The organism is Enterococcus larvae (assembly GCF_017830045.1).
GTDB lineage: Bacteria > Bacillota > Bacilli > Lactobacillales > Enterococcaceae > Enterococcus_L > Enterococcus_L larvae.
In genome coordinates, this window is the sequence record NZ_JAEDXU010000003.1 from 249,851 (window position 1) to 272,529 (window position 22,679).

At 38.6% G+C, this 22,679-nt stretch carries 22 protein-coding genes; 9 read left to right on the plus strand and 13 right to left on the minus strand.

The window, feature by feature from the left end:
- Positions 1-7: 7 nt before the first annotated feature.
- Positions 8-2,131 (plus strand): Ig-like domain-containing protein, encoded by a 2,124-nt coding sequence (locus I6N96_RS07685; RefSeq protein ID WP_209556981.1) that lies wholly within the window; start codon positions 8-10, stop codon positions 2,129-2,131.
- Between the two features lie 157 nt (positions 2,132-2,288).
- Here the strand turns inward: I6N96_RS07685 and I6N96_RS07690 are convergent, their stop codons facing one another.
- Positions 2,289-2,534, minus strand: coding sequence for a hypothetical protein (locus tag I6N96_RS07690; RefSeq protein WP_209556982.1), 246 nt, complete (start codon positions 2,532-2,534; stop codon positions 2,289-2,291).
- A 148-nt stretch (positions 2,535-2,682) separates the two neighbouring features.
- Positions 2,683-3,804: a hypothetical protein gene (locus I6N96_RS07695; RefSeq protein WP_209556983.1), complete on the minus strand. Its 1,122-nt coding sequence runs from the start codon at positions 3,802-3,804 to the stop codon at positions 2,683-2,685.
- Between the two features lie 392 nt (positions 3,805-4,196).
- Between I6N96_RS07695 and I6N96_RS07700 the strand changes: the two genes are divergently transcribed.
- The 8 genes from I6N96_RS07700 (at position 4,197) to I6N96_RS07735 (ending at position 11,548) form a co-directional block, all read left to right on the plus strand.
- The gene (locus I6N96_RS07700; protein WP_209556984.1) at positions 4,197-4,493 is read left to right on the plus strand and encodes a hypothetical protein; all 297 of its coding nucleotides are present in this window, start codon (positions 4,197-4,199) and stop codon (positions 4,491-4,493) included.
- Positions 4,494-4,512: 19 nt separating this feature from the next.
- Complete coding sequence (locus I6N96_RS07705; protein WP_209556985.1) at positions 4,513-4,779, plus strand: hypothetical protein; 267 nt, start codon at positions 4,513-4,515, stop codon at positions 4,777-4,779.
- Between the two features lie 74 nt (positions 4,780-4,853).
- Positions 4,854-5,066: a hypothetical protein gene (locus I6N96_RS07710; RefSeq protein ID WP_209556986.1), complete on the plus strand. Its 213-nt coding sequence runs from the start codon at positions 4,854-4,856 to the stop codon at positions 5,064-5,066.
- A gap of 400 nt (positions 5,067-5,466) precedes the next feature.
- Positions 5,467-7,656, plus strand: a complete 2,190-nt coding sequence (locus I6N96_RS07715; protein ID WP_209556987.1) for a type IV secretory system conjugative DNA transfer family protein — start codon at positions 5,467-5,469, stop codon at positions 7,654-7,656.
- 171 nt (positions 7,657-7,827) lie between these two features.
- On the plus strand, positions 7,828-8,676 hold the full coding sequence (locus tag I6N96_RS07720) for a replication-relaxation family protein (RefSeq protein ID WP_209556988.1): 849 nt from the start codon (positions 7,828-7,830) through the stop codon (positions 8,674-8,676).
- A gap of 1 nt (position 8,677) precedes the next feature.
- Positions 8,678-9,628, plus strand: coding sequence for a DNA-methyltransferase (locus I6N96_RS07725; protein WP_209556989.1), 951 nt, complete (start codon positions 8,678-8,680; stop codon positions 9,626-9,628).
- A complete protein-coding gene (locus tag I6N96_RS07730; RefSeq protein WP_209556990.1) occupies positions 9,621-9,821 on the plus strand; it encodes a hypothetical protein in 201 nt (66 codons plus the stop codon). The genes I6N96_RS07725 and I6N96_RS07730 overlap by 8 nt, the downstream gene beginning before the upstream one ends.
- Before the next feature lie 53 nt (positions 9,822-9,874).
- Positions 9,875-11,548 carry a recombinase family protein gene (locus I6N96_RS07735; RefSeq protein ID WP_209556991.1) on the plus strand — a complete coding sequence of 558 codons (1,674 nt, stop codon included), beginning with the start codon at positions 9,875-9,877 and terminating at the stop codon, positions 11,546-11,548.
- Positions 11,549-11,591: 43 nt separating this feature from the next.
- Here I6N96_RS07735 and I6N96_RS19885 read toward each other — a convergent pair whose 3' ends face one another.
- The 11 genes from I6N96_RS19885 to I6N96_RS07785 form a co-directional block, all read right to left on the minus strand.
- A complete protein-coding gene (locus I6N96_RS19885; RefSeq protein ID WP_283811173.1) occupies positions 11,592-11,726 on the minus strand; it encodes a hypothetical protein in 135 nt (44 codons plus the stop codon).
- Between the two features lie 82 nt (positions 11,727-11,808).
- Positions 11,809-12,756, minus strand: a complete 948-nt coding sequence (locus I6N96_RS07740) for a sensor histidine kinase (RefSeq protein WP_209556992.1) — start codon at positions 12,754-12,756, stop codon at positions 11,809-11,811.
- Between the two features lie 4 nt (positions 12,757-12,760).
- Positions 12,761-13,462, minus strand: coding sequence for a response regulator transcription factor (locus I6N96_RS07745; protein WP_209556993.1), 702 nt, complete (start codon positions 13,460-13,462; stop codon positions 12,761-12,763).
- Between the two features lie 536 nt (positions 13,463-13,998).
- Entirely contained in the window at positions 13,999-14,556 is a 558-nt protein-coding gene (locus I6N96_RS07750) for a TetR/AcrR family transcriptional regulator (RefSeq protein ID WP_209556994.1), read from the minus strand.
- A 93-nt stretch (positions 14,557-14,649) separates the two neighbouring features.
- Positions 14,650-15,147 (minus strand): hypothetical protein, encoded by a 498-nt coding sequence (locus tag I6N96_RS07755; RefSeq protein WP_209556995.1) that lies wholly within the window; start codon positions 15,145-15,147, stop codon positions 14,650-14,652.
- A 275-nt stretch (positions 15,148-15,422) separates the two neighbouring features.
- Entirely contained in the window at positions 15,423-16,796 is a 1,374-nt protein-coding gene (locus I6N96_RS07760; protein WP_209556996.1) for an MATE family efflux transporter, read from the minus strand.
- A 187-nt stretch (positions 16,797-16,983) separates the two neighbouring features.
- Positions 16,984-18,837: a BglG family transcription antiterminator gene (locus tag I6N96_RS07765; protein ID WP_209556997.1), complete on the minus strand. Its 1,854-nt coding sequence runs from the start codon at positions 18,835-18,837 to the stop codon at positions 16,984-16,986.
- A gap of 135 nt (positions 18,838-18,972) precedes the next feature.
- Entirely contained in the window at positions 18,973-20,313 is a 1,341-nt protein-coding gene (locus I6N96_RS07770; protein ID WP_209556998.1) for a PTS sugar transporter subunit IIC, read from the minus strand.
- A gap of 4 nt (positions 20,314-20,317) precedes the next feature.
- On the minus strand, positions 20,318-20,608 hold the full coding sequence (locus tag I6N96_RS07775) for a PTS sugar transporter subunit IIB (RefSeq protein WP_209556999.1): 291 nt from the start codon (positions 20,606-20,608) through the stop codon (positions 20,318-20,320).
- 215 nt (positions 20,609-20,823) lie between these two features.
- On the minus strand, positions 20,824-22,218 hold the full coding sequence (locus tag I6N96_RS07780; RefSeq protein WP_209557000.1) for a glycoside hydrolase family 1 protein: 1,395 nt from the start codon (positions 22,216-22,218) through the stop codon (positions 20,824-20,826).
- Positions 22,211-22,552: a PTS lactose/cellobiose transporter subunit IIA gene (locus tag I6N96_RS07785; RefSeq protein WP_430650132.1), complete on the minus strand. Its 342-nt coding sequence runs from the start codon at positions 22,550-22,552 to the stop codon at positions 22,211-22,213. Before I6N96_RS07785 ends, I6N96_RS07780 begins: the two co-directional genes overlap by 8 nt.
- Between the last annotated feature and the right edge of the window lie 127 nt (positions 22,553-22,679).

Sequence of the window (22,679 nt, forward strand, 5' to 3'; positions counted from 1 at the left end):
TTGAATCTTGAAGAATACGCGTATTGAAAGATTAAAACAAAGCAAACGGGTTAAGAAAGTTACGAAAGTATTAACAGTCAGTTTACTAGTTTGTCCGCTAGCAATCGGGACAATTAAAGCACTGGCTGACGAAGCTGAAACCACGTCACAAACAGAACAAACTGCACAGAGTGAAGCTGTTACTATGACTGAGGAAAGCACGCAACTGGAGATGACCGAACAAACAAGTGGACCAATACAGATAGAAGACTCGCCATCTATGGAATCAGAAGAGTCTCCTACTTTAGAAAGTTACGATGAAGAACCTACCGTAAGTGGTAGCGAAGAAGCTACGGAATCTTCTCAAACAACTGAAAGTTCTGATGAAGAACAGAATGTTACTATAACAGTTAACTGCGTAGATGAAGCTGGTAATTTACTAAAAAGCTATACAGAAACCGCTAAAGCAGGAGAAAACACAGAAATTTATGGAGACTATGCTCTTGAAATTGATGGATTTAGTTACTTGATTTTAGGCGAAGACGGAGAATATTACGGAAGTACTTGGGCTCAAACTGTTATTGCCGAAGAAGGCAAAGTTATAACGTTTGTTTATAGAAATTCAGTCTATGTGGGATTACACACTATTCCAACTCTAGAAATTGGCGAAACATGGCAATGCGAATATTGGGTAAGCCCTGAAAATGCGCCTAATAAAACCGTCAGATTTGAAAGTAGTAACCCAGAAGTAGCTACAGTTGATGCAAATGGACTAGTTACAGCGATATCTCAAGGATCGTTTACTATTTATGCCACTCCTGAGGCAAACGGAACTCAAGGTTACTACTATAGTCATGTGGTCGAGAAAGAGGCTGACACTACTAAACTTAGGCAAATGCTAAATAAAGCTTCTGACAAGCTACAGGTCGGTGGCTATACCACCGATTCGATTAAGGTGTTAAATTCTGCGATGGATATTGCTGAAGAGATATATTTTGACCCCTATAGCACTCAAGTAGAGGTCGATAAAGCAACTACTGACCTAGAAGACGCTATAGCTAAATTAGTGATAGATGACGATATTGCTAAAAAAATTAAAGAAGCAGATGAGAAAATTTACCAACTCAATAACAGGAAAAATGGACTACAAAATAATTCTAGTATGAGTGATGAAGACCAAGAAGCTATGCAAACCAGCTCATCTAATGCTATTGAAAATTTATCCTTGTACAAATGGGCAATCGCCGATACTACTTGGGAGAAAGTCCAAGCAGCTATTACTGCATATGAAGCTGAAATTGTTAGATTAGAAACACTTTATACCCCAGTTATTTTAGGTGTAGCTGGTGACTTAGATAGAACTTATGCGCAAGAAATCTTAGCGCAATATAGAGCATTAGTTAAAACAGAATATACGAGACAATCTTGGTATAAAATGCAGATTGCTTTAGGCATGGGGCAGGATGCCCAAGGAACTGTAGGATACATTACATTTTTATGTGATTTTCCAGATGATTATGTTTTGCCAACTATTCCAGAAGACCTTCAATTAGGTCTTGATAGTCATGTAGAGCATTTAGTTGAAGCAATGGCGCTATTAATTAAAGTCGACAACCCAATTCCACCAACAGAAGAAGTGCTAATCACAACCAACCTAACCCAAACAATCTCTAAAGCAGAAAAGCTAAGTTCTGCCGACTACACCGCCGATTCTTGGGCTAAGTTTATAACTGCCTTAAATAATGCCAAGGACATCTTAAGTCGTGCCGAGGAACAAAACAGCTTAACCAGAAACACCCCAGTAACCCAAGCTGACATTGACCAAGCCTTATCCGATTTAGAAACAGCAATAGCTAATCTAGCGAAGAAAGATGGTTCAGGAAGCAACCAAGGCGGAAACAACAGCTCAAATGACACAGGAAACAGCTCAAACGACCCGAACACTTCCAGCAACGGAGCAACAAACAACACAAATAACCAAACTAACAACAACCAAAACAGCACTACCACAACAACAAAACCAGCTGGCGACAATACAAGTAAAGACGGCTTACCACAAACTGGTGAACAGTCTACAACTAATGCCGTTATTGCTGGTTTATCTCTAACAATGCTTTCTATACTTGCATGGTTAAAGAGAAAGAAAGTATAATTAAACTACCAACCCCATTAAGACCTTACAAATAGCACTAAACAAAGAAACAACCTTGTCCAAAGACCAGACAAGGTTGTTTTGCTATGCATTTTTTAGGAGAAGGAAAAAGCTATCTGGTTATTATCCAGATAGCGTGTTAGGTGCGATGTTTCTTTCATTTTTTTGCTTGATATTCAGCCTTGTCTTTTCTAATTTTTTTTCTGTCGCTATTATGTTTATCACCCTTAAAAGCGGTTGTGATAACATCAACACTAAAACCAGCTATAATCATATTATTATAAACGTTATTGTATTTTCTATTCAATTCTATACGCTCATAAAAGACCTCAGTTTCTATTAATGCTTTTACTTCCTCGACTGTATACAGTTTATCTTTTTGTAGCGAACCTTCAATCCTCATAATAGATCTCTCCTTATAATTTTGAATTTATATGTTCGCAGAAAAACCCACGAACATATAAATCATGCACGTGGGACAAAAGACAAATTATTAAATTACTAAAAACTGACCGTATTATACTACATAAACGTTGATTTGTCAATGTTTCTTAGGATTCCTCATCGAACTCAAAGGGTTTGTGCGCTATTACGTGGGCGTTATCGTATATGCTATTTATCTGGTTGCTAACTTGTACAATATTAGTAAACTTGTTTATACCGCTAGAAGGAAAATATACTGCACGTCCAACCTTTGCCGAAAATCTTATAAAAGCATTCGCTCTAGAATTATAACCGCCGATATTCATACCTGTATCACTCATTAAATCATCATTTACAGGTATGCTATTAGGGTTTGTTGAATTATATAAAACCGTACTTCCTTTTATATATATTAAATTATCAGGAAGAATATTTCTGACAACTAAATTATTGACTTTTAACTCTCCTACAAGAATATTATTTATTCTCACATCGCCTCTATTTTGAACGTTTATTTGAAAATGAATTATCTCGTTTTCGTCGGCTTCAATACTTTTGCTCCAATGCTTATCAGTGTTTTTTCTGACTTTATTTTCTATTGATAAACCTGTATTTAGCTCAGGTTTGAACTTTTCCAAATAATGCTCGTTTGGATTCCTCTCATGATCCTCTAGTTCTTGGTCTGGAATAAATACAATCCTTTGGCCACTAAAGATTGGTTGCGCTTTAGCTTGCTCAAATTCGAGTTTTTTATTATTTGTTGTCCCTGACAAATGAGTTCCTTCACTTAGCTTTCTAGCGCATAAAAGAATTAGCTCACTGAGGAAGGTGTTAAAATCCTCATAGCTGAGCAGTCTATTTTTTTCCTTAACTAGCGCTTTATTATTTGTATTTAACACAAGTTCCGTTAACCTTTTATGAAGCTTGTCGTCATTATTAAGGTATTTAGAAATCATATCTGAAATGTCCATTTTCATACTATCTGTAGTTAATTGACATTCTTTTAAATACGTTCTGTATTTACTAGCTAATTGCATTTTTCTACGTAGTATTTGTTTGGCTGAATCTTCGGAAATAGCTCCACCATTTTCGATTTCCGTTTTCCAATCTTTCTTAAATTGCTTACTGTCGTCATTTAGCTCTCCACAGATAATACCAGAAAATGCGACTAAAAAATAATTCTGATTTACACCAAATTTATATTCATTTAATATCTGAAAAAGTGCTACAAAGTCAAAATCTTGTTCCATACCAAGACACCTCACTAAATACGTTTAATTATAGTATAGTTCTAAGAATAGCGTAAAATCAAGGATTTTTATATTTTACTCCCCATTTACTCCCCAAAAAATCCCTTATTACTCCCCAAGATTAGCACGCTCTATGGCAGACTATAAGCAAGCAATTCATGAAAAGCTTAAAACTCTCAAAAAAGAAAGTGGTGAATAATATGCTAAAGCTTTTAGTTTTCACCCCATACTTTATAGGTATGCTTGTTGTCATTCTATATCTATATAAGATAAGCAAGAAACTTTAATTAAGTAATCACTCTTAGAAACAAAACACTCATACATTTAAATGCCGGCAGAGTGTAGAGCTTCTAAGTAGATTAAATAAATCAATATACTAGGAGGAAATCACCATGACACCAGCAGAAAAAATGTCTCAATCATTATCACCAACAAACATTAATCAAGAAGCAATGCCACTAAGTCAACAGTTAGCCGTTAGAATGGATACGCTAGAAGTAGTAAAGAAAATGAATGCACAATTTCAGCGCAACAATGCAAGAGAAATGCTAACAATGGACGCTATGAATAAAGTCGCCAGTATTTCTCTAATGGAAGTCGAACTAGCTATGCAAAACCCACACGCTAGCGAACGTCTCAAATATCTTGCCGACTATTTCACTTATCTATCTGCCAGAGATTTAATGTAAAAAAAGGAGGAGTTTAATCATGTTTCAAGACATTTTATTTTTCGTTGTTGCATTAGTAATTCTCAGTTTGGTTTTCATGGCTTTAGAAGGTTTAGTCAACTTTTTTGTAAATCAGATATTCAAGAAAAAAACAACAAACGAACCTAGACCAAGACAACCGCAATATACCGAAGAAGAAATTAAGATGGCTCAGTATTTAGAGCAAAAGACACAATCTGACCAACGTTATTATGCTTTCCGTCAAATGATGCACGAAGCCGCCAGAAACCACGATAACCGCCCTTAATGAGCAAGCCCCACAACCAAATAGAACGCCAGCTCACAACTGGTGTTCTAATCTTAAAAAAGGGAGTGATTACAATGTCAGTTTGGAATAAACCACCAGAAGAAGAACCCAAGAAAATACCTCAGACAACAAAAGAGCAAGCTGACTTACTCAGAGCCAAAATAGAAATTGAGGACGAGTTAAAGAACGATCCAGAGTCTACCGCCACCAAACTATTTTACGACCAAATGACGAAACCATTTAAGCAACCGAATGAAATCGAGAAAGAGACTGACGAACCGCCATGATCGCTAAAAGTCATCTTCATTGTTATTAAAACAACGTCTACTTTTCAACTAATCCAATGTGCACATTAATAGAGGTAAACCTTGTCGGCTCGCTTAAAAAGTTGCTGAATTTCGCTATAGGAAAATCATTAATTGTATGGAAAAATGGAAAAGTTATTCACTAAAAAGAAAGGATTGAAATGAATAATGACAAAACAAAATCAAGACAAAGAAAAGGACGTGAACCCAGTGAAAAAACTGTTTTCATACGCCGTTATGTTCGCCCTAGCTTGTGCGCTCATTCGCTACGGTTTACAGATTTTAGCCAGCGTGTGGCTACCTCTGCTATTCTTAGGGATTTTCGTAATTCTATTAACTGTTGGTTGGCGAGTTCACAGAGCGCAAAAATGGAGGGAGTGAGATGAAGCATAAAATAGATGAGCTAGTTTGGCATAAGATGACTTGGCAACGACCGTTTGAATTTGAAAATGTTTTAGGGCTAGTGGGTCATATTGCTACAACTGAAAATCGTAAGCCGATCATTTTTGAGGTTCGTGCGGCTGGTGGGAAGATAAGCTTTCTTTTAGGAACCGAAAGCACAGAATTTTCTAAAATCACCAAGCTATTTCAGGCGCATGGCAAAATTGACTTCGGACCAGAATTGAAAGCAGACACCACCAAAAGAAAGCTTGTAAAAGTCGCTAAACGCCTCAATATGACACGGCCAATACTTTCACTCAAAACAGACAACGCCGAAGCTCTAGCACGCACCACGCTTGCCACAATGGCACAAGTAGCAGATGGAGATGAGATTGTTTTACAACTGGTGCTGGCTTCAAGTATTGCGCCCGAAAATTTACCCAAGAATCTACCTGACCCCTCTGCTTCGTGGTGGCACATTGTATCTGGAAATGTACCCACTGCCACCGGAGAAATAAGAAGCTCTGTTAAAAATAAAGTTGGCAGCCATCGGATAAATACCGTTGTTCGGCTGGGTGCTTATTCAAAAGAACCAATAAAGGCTCAAAGTTATGTCTTGAGTGTATTATCTGCGCTGAAAATGCTCGAATCTAGTGGAATAAAAATAAATATCCAGCCAGAAGAACCAAAAGCAATTAGCCAACCCAAAACTTTATGGAGCTACCCACTCAAATTGTCTGTTGCTGAAATTGCTAATTTGATGTTGCTACCAACTGGCGAAGACGACTTTCAAGGTGTGACACCACTTCACCCGAAAGTCTTATTACCGCCTAAAAACTACCAAAACCCAACGAAGAACATTCGAACATTTGCCGAAACCCTAAATGAAAATCCAGACGATAAGAGGCTGCTTCATCTTTCAGCTAAAAACAATCTCCAGCATTTGCACGTCTGCGGGCCAACCGGCTCAGGGAAATCGGTAGTTCTCGAAAATTTGATTCTAGCAGATTGTGAAAATGGACAAGGGTTGGTGGTAATTGATCCAAAATTTAGCTTAATTGAGTCAATCGTCCAGAGAATACCAGAACATCGATTAAAAGACGTGGTTATTTGGGATTTAGGCAGTCATAAACCATTAGGAATCAATGTTTTATCTTATGTAGATGGTAAAAGCCCCGAACTGGTAGCGGAAACTGTTCTCTCAAGTTTGCGGACACTTTTTCCAGATTTTGGGATATATACAGAAGAATTACTGACTTGCGGATTATTGACATTAGCGCGAAATAAAGAAATGACACTTTTGCATCTACCCTTACTTTTTACAAATGCTGATTTTCGCCACAAGTTAACATCAAAATTAACGGATATGTATTTAAAAAGCTTCTGGGCTGCGTTTGAATTACAACCTGAAAAGGAACGCAACCAGCAACTTGCCCCACTTCTAAGACGTCTAAATGTGCTTTTAATGCGTGAAAGTTTCCGAGGAGTGCTAGGTCAAACCCAGCCAAAGTTTAATTTAGAAGATGTCTTTACAAAAAATAAGATTTTGCTCGTTCCGCTAAATTCTGGACTTGTCGGAAATACGGTTGCTGAACTGTGTGCCAGTTTGCTAATCAATTCCATCTGGAATATTGCTTTACGGCGAGCAGAACTACCAGAAGAAAAACGAGTGCCCGTTATGCTATATATCGACGAGTTCCAGAACTATGTAAAACGGAGTGGTTCGGATTTTGGCGAAATTTTAGCAATGGCTCGAGGGCTAGGATTAGCTTTCATCTGCGCCCATCAATATTTAGATCAATTAGACAAACAATTAAAGGAATCCGTACTCAGTAATACCAAGTCAAAAATATTCTTTCAACCAAGCAAAACGGACGCCAAAGTTTTTGCCGACCTAGCGCCCGAATTAGCTGAGATAGATTTTACTAGCCTACCTCAATATCAAATATACACCTCTTTGAACGAAAAGAAAATTGCTAATGTTTGGCTAAGTGGAAAAACCTTTCCACCAAAACCAAGCTTACGATTGCCAGCCGAAGTTTTTGCAAGTTCTGCCGAAACTTACGGACGGGATATTGATGAAATTGAAAAAGAATATGTGGACTTACTCAATCAAAATAAGCCACAAACGGATGAATTAAATAACGAAGATTTAGAGATAAATTTAGGTAAGAAAAAGCGAAAAGCCTAAGGATTATTAAGCTTTTACGCTGACGACTCGCCCGACGACTCCCGTTAAGGAGCAAAGGCTTATTAAAGGCGGAATAATCACTAAAATACTAATTTAAGGGAGATGCCTCTATTATCTTGAATTTTCTTTAAAAATGTCAAAATAATAAACTCTCCCGAGGGGGAAACCACTATGAATGAAGAAAATAAAAAAAGACGGTCTAAAAATGAGATTAGACTCATAGCCAGAAAACTGGATACACGAGAAATGGAGATTTTGGAACATTTGCATAAAGTGAAATTTGCCACGAGCGACCAACTGCGCCGAGTGTTCTTTACTGAAAATAAAAACGAAACAGCTGGGCTTCGAGCGTGCAACCGAGCAACCAAAGGAATGAAAGAATTAGGAATCATTGACCACTTAGACCAACAGGTAGGTGGAAAACGTGGCGGTTCATCTGGAAAAATTTGGACTTTTTCTGGAACTGGATATAATCTGCTGAAACTAGGAAATACAAAACTAAAAGCCGGTCGGAAAAGACTGTATGAGCCTACCAGCATTTTATTCTTGGAGCATATGTTAGCAATCAATGAAGTTTATACAAAATTACTGGTACTTGACCAACAAAAGAAAATCGAACTGCTAGAAGTGCAACATGAACCAAGATGCTGGCGGACATTTTCAGAAAGAGGGATTTCTTTCTATCTCAAACCTGATTTGTTTGCTTCTCTAGTTCCAGCCCATGAACGAGAATTTGAAACCGTCTATTTTCTGGAAATTGACCGAGCGACCGAAGCGCCAATCAAAGTCATAAAGAAGTGTAAGCAATATATCACGTATTACAATTCTGGCATTGAACAACGACAAAATGGTGCTTTTCCGTTTGTGGTATGGATTACGCCAAACGAAAAACGATGTGAACAGTTAACTCGCTATATTCATGAAAATTTACCAAAGGCAGAACTGTTATTTCGTGTGATAACGGCAGATGAATTTGAATTGCTTATTTGTGAAGCGAAAAACCAAAAGGAGGACAAATAAAATGACTTATCAATTAATCCACCAAAACTGTTTAGATGCAATGAAGGAAATGGAGAATGAAAGCATTGATCTAATGGTCACTTCACCACCTTATTACAATGCTCGGGAATATAGCCAGTGGGAAAATTTAGAAGCGTATTTATTAGATATGAAACAGATTTTCTCAGAAGTATTCCGAGTAATGAAAACAGATAAAACTATTGTCGTCAATATCGGGGACGTTTTGGGGCGAACCAACCAAAACCCAGCTAGTCGGCGCAGAATTCCGCTGGGTGCATACTTTATTACTATGCTAGAGTCAGTCGGCTTTACTATTCAAGAGGATTATATCTGGTATAAAGGTGAGGTTCATTCTAAGCGTCATTTAACTGGAAATCCCTATCCATTTCAAAAATATCCGATTAATTGTTATGAGCATATTTTAGTATTTTCTAAACAACCGACAGAAGAAAAACAACGGCTAGAATGCCCAAAATGCAAGAATCCCAAAACCTATCGAAAAGGTAAATCAAGTGGTGTTCAACTATATGAATGTCGCAATAAGTCGTGTAAAAAGCCAAGCAATAAAGGCTATTACACTTTTTCTAGGAAAACCGGCTTGAAACGTCGCTATGAAAAACCAGAGAACAAAATCGATAAAGACACCTTGACACTCTGGAGAAAAGATGTGGCTCATTTTCCAACTACAATGAGTTGCCGTAAAACAAAACACAACCAGAACGGACATACTGCCCCATTCCCTGAAAGAATCCCAGAAATGGCGATCAAATTTTACTCTGGCGTTGGTGATACGGTTGTAGATATCTTTTCAGGTTCGGCAACAACTGGTGTTGTCGCCTTGAAGCTGAACCGAAACTATATCGGCATGGAAATCCATAAAGAGTATATTGAACTCTCAGAACAACGATTAGATGCAACCATGAAACAATTAGCAGAAAGTGAGGGTGTTTAAAAACGAAAACCAAGAGATTACCCCAAATAACAACTTTAAAATACCGCCCTTCTCTATCGACCCATCAGGGCAAAAGGTCTATCGCTACCAACACGGAAAAACAACTATTTTTGTAAAGTATAAAATGGGTGGTGAAAGCCTTGAAACCCTGTTATTAAAGCATTTTATAGGTGTAATTAATGCTGAAAAATAACTGTAAATATGGTAAAATAGATGTATGGGCGTGTTCTAAGGAGGACTTAAAAAATGGAACAACTTAGAACCGCAAATCATAGAACATTGACAACTAAAAAAGTGTGGAAAGTCGCAATTTATTTGCGACTTTCTCAAGAAGATGGCAAAGATGAAAGCTTAAGCGTCTCAAATCAACGTAAAATCATTTATGATTATCTGGAAACAGATTTTTCAGGAAAATATGAAGTAGTTGAAACGTATATTGATGACGGCATTAGTGGCGTAACGACCACCCACCGCCCTGATTTTTTACGTATGATTTCAGATGTAGAAGCTGGGCGAGTGGATACGATTATTTGTAAAAGTTTGGCTCGTGCTTTTCGTAATACTGGCGACCAAAACAAGCATTTGAGAGAAGTTTTTCCGCAATACCAGACCCGTTTTATCACGATTGACACGCCTTACATTGATACCTTCTTAAATCCTAGACAAGCTTATTCTATGGAAGTGGAATTTCATGGCATGTTTAACGGAAACTATCCAATTCTGATTTCAGAGGAAGTCAATAAGACATTTCGAGCAATGAGAAAACGAGGTGAAGCCACTAGTGGTTATGCCCCCTATGGCTATGTCAAAGGTGATACTGAAGAAACCAAGAATAAATTTTTCATTGATGAAGAAGCTGCCAAAATTGTGAGAAATATTTATCAATGGTATGTTTATGACGGTATGAGCCAACTAGGAATTGTAAAGAAGCTCAATTCATTAGGAATGACTACACCAACAGAACGCAAAAAGCAACTAGGGATAAACTACTTTTCCAATCATAAGAAATTGAGCGGGATGTGGACTGCTGCAACTATTTCTCGAATATTGAAGAATGAATCTTACATTGGCAATATGGTGCAAGGTAGAGAAAAAGTAGTAAGTCCTGTTTTGAAAACTCGAGTAACCGTTGATAAGTCTGAATGGGTTATCGTTGAAAATACTCATGAGCCTATTGTCTCCAAAGAATTGTTTGAGAAAGCTCAAAAATTACAAGCGACACGCCGAAGAACACCTAAGAATGAACGAGTGCCAGAATTGTTTTCGGGTATTCTATACTGTGCAGATTGTGGTATGCGAATGAATCATAAAAAATCCGTCAAGCAGTTAAAAACAGGTGAAAAGGCTTATAGGCATTACGTTTGTTCTACTTTCGCCATGCGATCAAAAGAAGCTTGCTCAAATCATTGTATACGATATGAAGATTTAAAAGGAGCTATTTTGTCTGTTATTCAAAACCAAATAAAAACGGTTGATGGATTAGCAAAAATCATTAGTAAAGCAGAAAAGAAAAAAGTCGCCTCTAATGACAAGCTGGCGCTTAGAAAAAATCTGTCAACTAAGCAGACTGAGCTGACAAATACAGAACGGATTTCAGATGATTTATATATTGACTGGAAAACTGGCACATTATCTAAAGATGAATATATGCGTATGAAGTCGTCTTTTGAAGAGAAAATTTCACACTTAAAACAAATTATTCAAGCAATTCAAAAAGAGATTGAAGAAAAGGAAAACAACAATGATATTGTTATGCCCTACTTAGAAACTTTTCTTGAATATAAGAATACAAAAGAATTAACCCGCTCAATGCTGATTGATTTAGTGGAAAGAATAGAAGTTCATGAGGATAAAAGTATTTCCATTAACTTTAGATTTGCAGATGTCCACGACAAAATCACTCAAGCATTCACCGAGTAACACCCACGGACAAGGGTGTATATGCCCTTGTCTATATTCTTCTTTATGAGCTAGCACCCTTCGGCCCCAGTAGTCCATAGATCTTCCCGGCTGGCAGATGGATCGCCACATGATCCAGAATCACTTGCCCGTCGATTTCCTTTGTCAGAGCTTTCGTTTGAATCATCCAATTCGACATGATCGTCACTCCTTTCTTGATACTCTAAGCGTAACAGCCATATCTTACAGAAATCTTACTCAATTCATAGTAAATCCTGACTTCACTCAACAGCTAGTTCAGCGTTCGGTAAATAAACATTGAATACCGTGCCTTGATTTTTTTGACTGTCTACTGTAATAGTCCCCTCGAAGCGTCGAACCAGCTCTTTTGTAATAGCCAGCCCCAAACCCGAACCTGTCTGAGAACGTGCTGAATCACATCGATAAAGCTTTTGAAAAATCAAAGGCAGCTCCTTCTCGGAAATCCCAATCCCATTATCTGCGATGCTTAGCTGGACTCCCTTTCCTTCCGGTTTCAAACTAAGACAGATTTTCTCAGCCTGACTATGCTGCAGACAATTATTCAACAAATTTTCAACAATTCTGGTATAAGTGACTTGATCGATCATAAACGGCAAAGGTTTCTCTTCTATTTCAATTTGATAGATCAATTTTTCTCGCTCAAACAGCGGAATCCACTGAATCGTGATTTCTCTAGTCAATTCATTCAAATCACACCTCTTTAAATGGATCGAATGAGCAGGTTCTTCTCTACTGTCTTCCAGCTTGAACCAGAAAAAAAGCTGATCAGTCAATGTTTTCAGCTGCTCCGCTTTCTTTAATACCAGAGGTAAATATTTCTGCAGCTGTTCTTGCTCTAGGTACCCTTTGTCAAAAGCATCCAGATAACCAATAAGAGAAGTCAGCGGCGTTCGTACATCATGTGCAAGATGATTCAAAAACGTTCTCTGTGATTGCTCGATTCGATGCAGCTCATAAATTTCATCATTCTTATCTGCAAGAAGCTGATTGAGGGAGAAACCAACCTCTGCAAGTGGAGCATTCTGCGGCAACACGATCTTTTGGCGGGAATCTTTCATAACAGATAAGTCTGTTAAAATAGTGCTGATTGTTCTTAACTGCTGTTCAACCTTTCTTCGGTAAGCGAGATGATGAAACAGCAACAACAGCAGAACTAAAACCAGCAAAATACTAAAGTATAACCACATTTGCCTATTCCTCCTTCCCTTTGAAGCGATAACCCACACCCCACACAGTTTCTATCACCTGTTGTTGCGGATCGAGCTGTCTGATCTTCTGCCGCAGCCGGCTGATGCAAGCCATCACTGTGTTGTCAGAATCCAAGTAAACTTCCTGCCAAACCTGCTGATACAGCTGCTGCTTGGTAAAAACTTGATTTTGATGTTTCATAAAAAAATGTAATAAACGGTATTCAAAATCAGTCAAATCAAGCGGCGTTCCGTTGATCTTGATCGAATGTAGTATCGGCTCCACCTTGAAGGCGCCGACGGACAATACATTATTTTCAAAAGCTCCATCAGCTGCATTAAATCGAGTCGAACGTCGGATTTGTGATTCGATGCGGGCAATCAGCTCCTGAATACTGAATGGTTTAGTCAGATAATCATCGGCACCTAAACGCAGACCGAATACCTTATCCGCTTCATGCTCTTTCGCTGTCAGCATCAAAATCGGAACAACGCTGGATTGTCTGATTCTTTGCAGTACATCAAAACCATTTAGCTTAGGCAGCATGACATCCAAAATAATCAGTTGAAACATTTCCTGCTCTGCAAGCTCTATCCCTGTTTCTCCATCTGTTGCCAATTGAATATGATAGCCTTCTTTCTTCAGACATTGCGCCAACAGCTGACTTAACTCTCGATCATCGTCAACAATAAGTATATTTGCCATCTCTCCCACCTCTTCTTTCACATATAACTCCATCATAAAAAAAGCCTGTGAAGTTATCATCAGACTAAAGTCGAATTATTTCAGTTGATCGCTAATCTATTCTTGTTGAATCATTTCTGGATCAATCAGTATGAGCTGTTGAATCCAAAGGTGTTTCATTCATAGTTTTTAAAAGAAGCCTGATTCTCTTCCTTTTTTGCTATCGATTTGTTTTAAGTAAAATCGCCGATGATTATTTGAAATGAAAATGGCTGATAAACAGAGAGGCCCGCCAAAAGCAGGATGCTCCGAGAATTAAAAAAGAATATACAAAAATTGTCAAGAAACACTATTCCTTCCATGAATAGGTGTTGACTGATACCCACCTGGCGCTTTCACTATTTTTAGTATCCAAGTAGAGACTTTGTCGCATCACCTCTGCCAATGAAATCGCTATATGTCAGCTTAATTCCGAAGAATCAGCTTTCGGCTCGCCACTGCTTCGTATTTAGCAATCAAGGTAAGGTTTATTTTCACTATTGCCCTGACCTCTTCTTTTATTCAGAAAATAATGCTGTAACGATCTCTTCAACAAAGAGATCACGCTGCTCTTTTTCCAGCAAGTCAACACCTGTTTCTCGTTTACTTTGATTGCGTCTTAAAAAAGCGGCTTGAATCGTAGTTACCAAAGCAAATATGCGCCCATCCTCCATTGCTTCTACAGCTGTAAAGGTTAAAAATTCATCGATGCTTTTGGCTGTATTGTCTGTTGTTTTGGGACTCTTCATATCTTCTAAAATGGCTATTTCCGAAATAGCAGCATGCCCAAACAGTCGATCAGCAAACTGTTGACTGAAAACAATCAAATCTTTACGTGTATCTCCAGTTCTACTACTTGGGGAGGTCACTTCTTTTTGTTTCTCAAGCATTCGCTGCAAGCCTATTTCGATCAATCGATCCTTTGATCTAAAATAGTAATTGATCGCACCAACAGCCACATTTGCTCGTTCCGCAATTTTTCTTGTCGTCACTCTTTTTATATTCCCGTCAGATTCCTGAATCAGCTCCATTGTTGTAGAGATGATTCTTTCTATTACATCCTCATGAATTGTCATAAGAACCTCCTCACATTACAGTCGAGTCCTCCTGCTTGTTTCATCGTAGAAGTAGGTCGCCGTCTTTGTCAATAATTGCTGATTGATTTACTCCTACAACGAATCTGCCTCTACAATTCTTATAGGCACCATGATCTCTATTTGTGAATATCCAAGAGCTTCTGCAACGTCCGGAGGCGTCATGACCGTACAAAGGTCATAATGATTTTCCCTTTCATCCAAGATGAAATTTTCGCTGTCTGCGATATATTTCTTTATTTCTCCATACACACGCTGCTCATCTTCAAAGCTGCCGGCATTTGCTGCTGCACAAGCATACAGTCCGCCCTCCATATCTATTATTTCCCATGGTGATACAACCTCTTCAAAATCATCCGGTACAGCAAAATACCAAATCATCGCATCCTGCTCTCTGCCATACATTAGATAATCGCGTGAATACCATCTATCTACTCTCTTTTTATCCAGCTCGCTCCAAAATGCATCAAATGATTCAAGCTTGCCATTCGTTTGAAAAGGCTCTTCATTATAAGCATAGCCTGAAGTCACGGCCTTACACTTCGGTAACCTGATAATTCGGATCATTTCCATCTACTTCATCCTTTCTAAAAAGAAAAATTGAACAACGTTTTGAACAACGTTCAATAAAAGTATATAATGCCTCATTTAGCTTGTCAATCCCAACTCACCACATCAGTCAGATCAAATTTTTGATTCCTATCAATATGCCTCAGCCTTATTTTCCATACTCTTTAGTAGAAAAAATCAGTAACTGTCTTTTACTGTGTCGACCTTTCTTATATACAAATCCTATTAAATAAATGACCATCGCTTCCAATTCCTTCGCTATGCATCTTGTACATATGTTACTTTTCGTGTAATGGATTTTTCATAGAATTTATATAGATTGTTTTTCCCACAACATCTTTTCTAAACAGATGCACTGTCAACGCAGCAGTTAAAAATTCTGAAACAAGGAACGCAAGCCAAACACCATTTATCCCCATTAAGTGACTAAGCAGCCATGCAACAGGTAAAATCAAAAATAGCTGACGCAAAAGTGTAACACTCAGAGAAAAGAAGTTACTACCGGTCGCTTGAAAATAAGAAGCAAAAATGTAGCAGAAAGAGCCAAAAACAAAGCTGCTGCCAATGATCCTTAACATCCAATTTCCCATCGATAGAAGTTGAGCGTCGCTAGTAAACAACCCCATGATTTCTGTCGGTATCAGCCAGAACAGCACCGAGCCCAATACGCCAAAAATCGTTGACAGGATCAAAGAAAGCCTCAATGTTGCCAACAAACGGACTCTATTTTTAGCACCATAGCTGTAGCTCAGTATTGGCAACGTTCCTTGAACAAGGCCACTGATCGGCATATAAATGAATGATTGCAATTTATAATAAATACCAAAAGCTGCAACGCCTATTTCCGACACGCCTTTCAAGATCAGATTGATGCCGCTCACCATAATCGAACCAATAGACAATATCAAAAATGACGGTATGCTGATCATATAGATTTCCTTGATCATTTTCCAATCCCAATCGACCTTTCGAAAAGAAATCCTCAACTGCTGTTTCCGAAAAATCAAGGTACCCATAGCTGCCAGCATAGCAAGAATCTGACCAATCACCGTAGCAATGGCCGCTCCTTCAATCCCCATTGCCGGAAAGCCAAACCAGCCAAAAATAAGAATGGGGTCCAAAATAATATTCGTCACTGCTCCAATCAATTGGAAAAACATCGGAGCAATCATGTTCCCGCAAGCCTGTAAGATTTTTTCAATCATAATTTGGATGCTCTGACCAAAACTAAATAGAATAATAATCACTGTATAGCTGCTGCTGAGCTTTACTACCTCCGTGTTGTCCGTAAACAATCTCATGAAAGGTTCTGATAAGAATAAACCGATCCCTACAACAACTATATAATGGACAAATGAGAGAACAAGCCCCTGAGCGGCTGCCTGTTCTGCACGCTCAAGATCTTTGTTGCCCATTTTTCTCGCGATATAGGCATTCACACCTGTTCCAAATCCAACAGATAGAGCCAATATCAGATTTTGTACAGGAAATGCGACCGACAAAGCAGTCAATGCTTCACTGCTGATTTTAGCAACAAAAATAGAGTCAACGATATTATACAAGGATTGCACCACCATCGAAAAAATCGGCGGTAATGACATGCTAATGATCAATGGCAGCAGCTTTCCTTCGGTAAGTTTATTTTTTTCCATAAATTCCTCCTATTGCAAAATTTTCCAAACAAAAAACCACCTACTCCTACTGTTTGTTTTTACGGGAAACAGTAAAAATACGTGGCATATATATGCGATTTAATTTTTTAGGTAAATAGCCAGTAATAGAATATAGCTTGATGAGTATTTAAAGAACTCTTCACTTGAATAGGCTCGCCGTGTTCACTCATTTACACATGTCAATAAATGTCTCAAAATCTGTCTGCTTAGATAGCTTTCTGACAAAGCTGCCTTCACTTAGAATCTTGACCAATTGACTGAATAGCTCTTCAAATGAGTTATCTCGTTCTTCTTTCATCGCCAGAAGCAAAACCAGTCGAACGCGATTACCTCCCCAATCAACAGGCTTGTCCAGACAGCAGACAGCGACTGCATTCTTCAATGCACTCCGTTGGATCGCATGAGGGATAGCATAATAGTTTCCGTAGGAGGTACTGGATAATTGTTCTCGACTCAGCACCTTCTCAGTATAATCCGGTTTACAGTACCCTTGTTCTGTTAAATTCCGACAAAGAAAAGTAATGACTTCCTCACGACTCTTGAATGTTTGATTCGGAAAGAACAATTCCTCTTTGAAAAACTGATCGACTATCGATTCAGACGGTTGCCGCTCTTCAAGTAACGTTTGAATATTTTCGACATCTTCATCGTTAAAGAAGGAACCATAATGGTAGATTGGGATATTCTTTGATAATGTCAATTCTTCTGTCGATAAAACCAAATCGATTTCATCTGCCAACAAGTCCTCTACATCAAAGATAGAGGTTGATTCAATCAGTTCAATCGAGTACTTTGTGATTTTGTTTAATTTGTTCCGTACAAGCCGACGACCGGCTGCACCATATGGACAAATCAACAGAATTTTTCTCTTTTTCCCATAATTGATATTTTCTGAAGCAGAAAGAAAATGCAAAGCGATATACGCAATCTCATCATCGGGGAACGTGATTCCCAGTTCCTTTTGGATAGAATCCGCAGCAAAGACACTCACATTATAAATAAAAGGAAACTTGTTCTTCATTTCTTCCGTCAGTGGATTCGTCAAATATTGCTTTTGAACAGCTCGTTTATACAGTGCTGATAAATGAGTGATCAGATAATCCTTCATGCGTTCATCTGCTGAAAAATCGATATGAAAAATAAGAGTAACGTCTTCCAACAGTTGGTCAACAAGTGTAATAAACTGCTCTTCATTTGTTTGATCAGCTAATATAAATTTCCCTGAATATAAGCGGGCAATATAATACAACTCCTGAGATGGAATCACGATCGACAGCTTCTTCTCCAATTCTTCGATAAACTGTTTGGCCAATTCATAGCTGTGCTTATCAATCTGTTTGGTTCGATCGACCTGTACATAGCTGCCTTTACTGATCCGCTCAATCAATACTGCTACATGAAGAATAAAAGAAATCGTTGAAAAATCATTCATAGCAAATTGATTTCTCTTATGATAAGAAACAATCAAACTAGACAATCTCTTCAAATCGCAAAATTCAAAGTAATCAGCGTATTTATCCAAGCTAAGCTTATGATTCTCTATTTCCTGATTAAGAAAGATGTTAAAAATCTGCCGTTTCTGTTCCTCTTTCCCCTCGATCAGTAAGCGATTTTGTCTGCGAACAATGCATAAAGATTTATCCCTTTGTGCAATGACCCTATTCAGTTCCTTGACGATTCGATCCAATGTAGATTCACTGATAAAAAACTCATCAGCTAGTTCGTAAAAACCTGTTTCGTGTCCATCGATGATTCTATTCAACAATTCAAATTGCAGATTCTGCGGTTCATTTTCTACAAGATAGCCATCTAAATGCCGGTCAGGATCATGAATAAAATAACCTTGACCTGCTTTTGATTCAATAACAGGCGTCTGAAATATTTCATTGATTTGCTGAATATCATTTCGGACTGTTTTCGAGGAGACACTCAAAGCCTCAGAAAGACTGCTTGCTGTCATCATATCTTGATTGTTTATTAGTCTTTTGATCAACTCAGTTTGCCTTTTTGAGATATTCATATTTCCCTCCCGAAACACTCTTCTTATTTCTTTCAGTATATCATCTTTGCTGATTAAATAACACAAACGCAATGTTTTCTACATGAATGGAAAACAAGGTCAGCTGTCTCACTGACCTCATCCCCAGCTTTACGGTTACCCTTCTACAGGAGTTTCTTCTGTTACTGTGGCTGCCGCTTCCTGCGCATCTGATTCAGCTTCTAAAGCAACCAGATTTTTTTCGTATACCTTCAGAAACGGGTAGTACATCAAGCCATTCAAAACAATCAATACAAATACCAGTACTACAGCTCGCCAATCCATGGTTGATAAGAATGCCCCTATAGGAGCCGGCATCTGCCAAGAAAAGACAGCAAAGGTTTTCCCTACAATTCCCCAAGACATGCACAGGTAGGTCACTACACCATTGAAAACAGATGTCAGGATGAACGGAAAGAAGAAGATTGGATTCAGCATCAAGGGTGTCCCAAAAATGATTGGCTCTGAAATACCAAATATCGATGGCAGAAAACCAATTTTCCCTACAGTACTCAACTGTTTCGAACGAGAGCGCATCATCAGAAATGATAATGCCAAGACTGAACCGGAACCGCCAATAATAACGAAATATGTCCAAAATGGTGTTGTAAAGATATGTGATAAATCAGATCCAGCCATCTTCTCTGCCGCATTGATCGACAAATTCCCATCACGGATCGGTCCTAATATACCGGCAAGTGCCGCATCATGGATTCCGAAGAACCAGAACAGATGAATCAGGAATATGATCAAAATCGTAAACGGCAGACTATCAGCAGCTTTAAAGCTCGGAGCCATGATGTCATATAAGAATTGAACAGCTGTTGTCTCCATCGAATGGAAAATAATGAATATCACAGAGAAAAATGTCAGTAAAATAAGTCCGGGAACTAACGCTGCAAAGGTTTCTGATAATGAAGCAGGCACACTGTCCGGCATCTTTATTCGCCCAATATTCTTTTTACGCATCCAATGATAGCCTTCTACGGTGACAATGGCGACAAAAATCGAAAGTAAAATCCCACGTCCATCCAAGAAGCTGATTTCAACCTCTTTTCCATCCCAGCCCATCTTCAATGGGTCTAAAACCAGCATCAAAAATCCTGCAATTGCAAACATCATCGGACGTAAAATATCCTCTTTATAATGACGACAGAGATAATACGTGATTCCTACGCAAATGAACAGAGACATGGCGCTCAAAGTGATTCCGCTGATCCAGTTAAGGATCATTCCATTTTTTTCCGCAAAATCCGCCCATGCCAGAATAAACCCATTAGTCGTATCTTCTGTAACAGGTGCAGCCTTTAAAATAATTGGAATCGATCCAAACAGTGTGATTGGCAGCATCGACATAAATGCATCTCTGGTCGCTTTCAAATGGCGTTGTTGACTCAATTTATTCGCTATCGGAGAGATGTATTGATCCATTTTTCCACTTAATGTACTAAACCCCATTTTTTTATCCTCCTATCAAGCTTTTGATATCTTCGTAGACACCTTTACCATCCATCATGCCGTATTTCACAGGAGAAATCGCTTGTACCGGCACGTTCACTGCTTCTTCGATCTGCGGCAGTAAAAATCGGATCTGGGGACCAATCAGGACTAAATCAATATCCGCCAAGTAGTCTTTGTATTCAGATTCGCTATATGCACTGACCTTCACTGTATTTTCTGAAGCAGCTTCGATTTTCTTCGCAAGAATTCCTGTTGACATCCCCGCATTACAAACTAACATGATTCTTTTCATTTTATTTACGCCCCTTTTCTCATCTGATAAGAGCAATCGACTATTTTTAAATTATGCTCGACTGCTCATTTATGCTTCCTGTAACTTCCTTGATTTCATTATCCATAGTTTTCTCATTCCATAAATACAATGTATTTCATAAGATAACTATAGAAATCTTCCTATCCAACTTGTTTATTCTCACAAATCAGCAGTTTTCAACTTTTTCATACCTGCTAATTGAATGCTCGACGATTGATCAATGCACCTTGACTTTCAATGATTTCCTTAAACCAATAGTAAGAGGCTTTCGGCTTTCTGATTTGTTCTTTTTCAAAATCTACAGCAACGATCCCATAACGTTTTTCTACACCATTCTTCCATGAATAAAGATCGAACGGCGCCCAGGCATAGTATCCTCGGATATCACAGCCTGCATCTATTGCATTCATGATTGCATTGATATGATCATTCATAAAGGCAATACGGTAATCATCATTTACTTGATCGACCGTTACATCCTCCCGGACCCCAATGCCGTTTTCCGTAACATAAAGCGGTCGTTGATAGCGATGATATGCTTCAATGAGTCCATCTTCAAGCCCTTTCGGGTAGATTTCTGTATCCCATTCTGTCGTTTCATTATTTGGGTCTTTCACCTGCTCAAACCAATTTTTGATTAGCACCTTACTCTCGCCCTTTTTCCCACTATGGTTGAAGGTCAGCTGTGTTTCTCCCTCTGTATAGGGTTTGACCAACGTTCTTGAATAGTAATTCAGCCCAATGAAATCTACGGTGTTTTCCTTGATGATCCTCAACTCATCTGCTTTCATAAAGCTGATATCATGCTTCTTCGCAAGTTCTGCAACTAGATCAATAGGGAACTCGCCAAGAGCTGCCGTATCTAAAATCCAGTTATTGCAGTAATTATCTGCATAACGCATCGCAATTTTCGTTTCGATCGTATCATCTACTCCATTGACAGGAGTGTAGCTGTGTACAATGCCGATTTTACCATTATGATTTCCGTCTCTAAAGGCTTTTACTCCTAACGCATTAGCGTACATTACATGATACGCAGCAATCATCGTTTTCTGTGTATCCTGATAGCCAGGTGGATAATTCCCAATTTTATACCCGTTAACAACAAACCATTTCGGCTCATTGAACGTCGTCCAATTCACGATCTTATCTCCAAAATTCTCGTAGCAAATCTTTGCGTAGTGTTCAAAAGCACCGCAGACCTCGTGATCCAGCCAACCGCCTGTTTCTTCCCAATACTGCGGTAAATCCCAATGATATAGTGTTACAAAGGGCTCGATTTTATATTTATGACAGGCATCTAGCAGCCTTTGGTAAAACTCGATACCTTTAGGATTTACATCTCCTTCTCTGTTTTTGATGATTCTTGGCCAAGCCAATGAAAAGCGATATGAATTCTGCCCGCCTTCCTTCATCATCCGAATATCCTCTTCGAACCGATGATAATGATCACTGGCGATATCACCATTTTCCAAATTTGCCTCATGAAGATAGTGATCCCACATGGATTCAGCTTTACCATCTACATTCCAAGCACCCTCACATTGGTAAGAAGCTGTTGCACCACCCCATAGAAAATTTTTATCCATTACTGACTGTCTCCTTCCATTTATACAACTCGCCTAGCTCGCCAATCATGTCTACTGCAATATCTGTAGAGGATAGATGTCCCTCTGCGTGAACAAGCAGCAAATCCACTTCCTTCATCCGATTCTCCGATGACAACTTACGCAACAGCTCGGCATGTGCTTTATGAGCTAATTTCATTTCAGTTTTTGCTTCTGCATATTTCTCATCAAACAATTCATTGTTGTTTTTCTTCACTTCAATCAGCGCCTCGTAAGCACTGCTTTTTGCATTTCCAGCGTGCAGAATGATTGCCATAGAATCCAATTCTGTACCTTGTTCCTTTTCTTCCAACATAGCATGACCTCCTTGTTCTTCTATACTTACTATAAAACGTTTTCAATTTGACTTAAAATTTTTCTTTTCCACTTTGAATGTGGAAACCAAAGAAAATGTCCTAGTTTTGCCACTTTGAATGTGGTAA

Bases quoted from the DNA above. Each gene is read 5' to 3' on its own strand.
- I6N96_RS07715 (WP_209556987.1), top strand. From the start codon at position 5,467: ATGAAGCATAAAATAGATGAGCTAGTTTGGCATAAGATGACTTGGCAA.
- I6N96_RS07745 (WP_209556993.1), bottom strand. From the start codon at position 13,462: ATGGCAAATATACTTATTGTTGACGATGATCGAGAGTTAAGTCAGCTG.
- I6N96_RS07760 (WP_209556996.1), bottom strand. From the start codon at position 16,796: ATGGAAAAAAATAAACTTACCGAAGGAAAGCTGCTGCCATTGATCATT.
- I6N96_RS07780 (WP_209557000.1), bottom strand. From the start codon at position 22,218: ATGGATAAAAATTTTCTATGGGGTGGTGCAACAGCTTCTTACCAATGT.
- I6N96_RS07735 (WP_209556991.1), top strand. From the start codon at position 9,875: ATGGAACAACTTAGAACCGCAAATCATAGAACATTGACAACTAAAAAA.
- I6N96_RS07710 (WP_209556986.1), top strand. From the start codon at position 4,854: ATGTCAGTTTGGAATAAACCACCAGAAGAAGAACCCAAGAAAATACCT.
- I6N96_RS07750 (WP_209556994.1), bottom strand. From the start codon at position 14,556: ATGACAATTCATGAGGATGTAATAGAAAGAATCATCTCTACAACAATG.
- I6N96_RS07700 (WP_209556984.1), top strand. From the start codon at position 4,197: ATGACACCAGCAGAAAAAATGTCTCAATCATTATCACCAACAAACATT.
- I6N96_RS07755 (WP_209556995.1), bottom strand. From the start codon at position 15,147: ATGGAAATGATCCGAATTATCAGGTTACCGAAGTGTAAGGCCGTGACT.
- I6N96_RS07765 (WP_209556997.1), bottom strand. From the start codon at position 18,837: ATGAATATCTCAAAAAGGCAAACTGAGTTGATCAAAAGACTAATAAAC.
- I6N96_RS07695 (WP_209556983.1), bottom strand. From the start codon at position 3,804: ATGGAACAAGATTTTGACTTTGTAGCACTTTTTCAGATATTAAATGAA.
- I6N96_RS07740 (WP_209556992.1), bottom strand. From the start codon at position 12,756: ATGTGGTTATACTTTAGTATTTTGCTGGTTTTAGTTCTGCTGTTGTTG.
- I6N96_RS07785 (WP_430650132.1), bottom strand. From the start codon at position 22,552: ATGTTGGAAGAAAAGGAACAAGGTACAGAATTGGATTCTATGGCAATC.
- I6N96_RS07725 (WP_209556989.1), top strand. From the start codon at position 8,678: ATGACTTATCAATTAATCCACCAAAACTGTTTAGATGCAATGAAGGAA.
- I6N96_RS07720 (WP_209556988.1), top strand. From the start codon at position 7,828: ATGAATGAAGAAAATAAAAAAAGACGGTCTAAAAATGAGATTAGACTC.
- I6N96_RS07775 (WP_209556999.1), bottom strand. From the start codon at position 20,608: ATGAAAAGAATCATGTTAGTTTGTAATGCGGGGATGTCAACAGGAATT.
- I6N96_RS07690 (WP_209556982.1), bottom strand. From the start codon at position 2,534: ATGAGGATTGAAGGTTCGCTACAAAAAGATAAACTGTATACAGTCGAG.
- I6N96_RS07705 (WP_209556985.1), top strand. From the start codon at position 4,513: ATGTTTCAAGACATTTTATTTTTCGTTGTTGCATTAGTAATTCTCAGT.
- I6N96_RS07770 (WP_209556998.1), bottom strand. From the start codon at position 20,313: ATGGGGTTTAGTACATTAAGTGGAAAAATGGATCAATACATCTCTCCG.
- I6N96_RS19885 (WP_283811173.1), bottom strand. From the start codon at position 11,726: ATGTCGAATTGGATGATTCAAACGAAAGCTCTGACAAAGGAAATCGAC.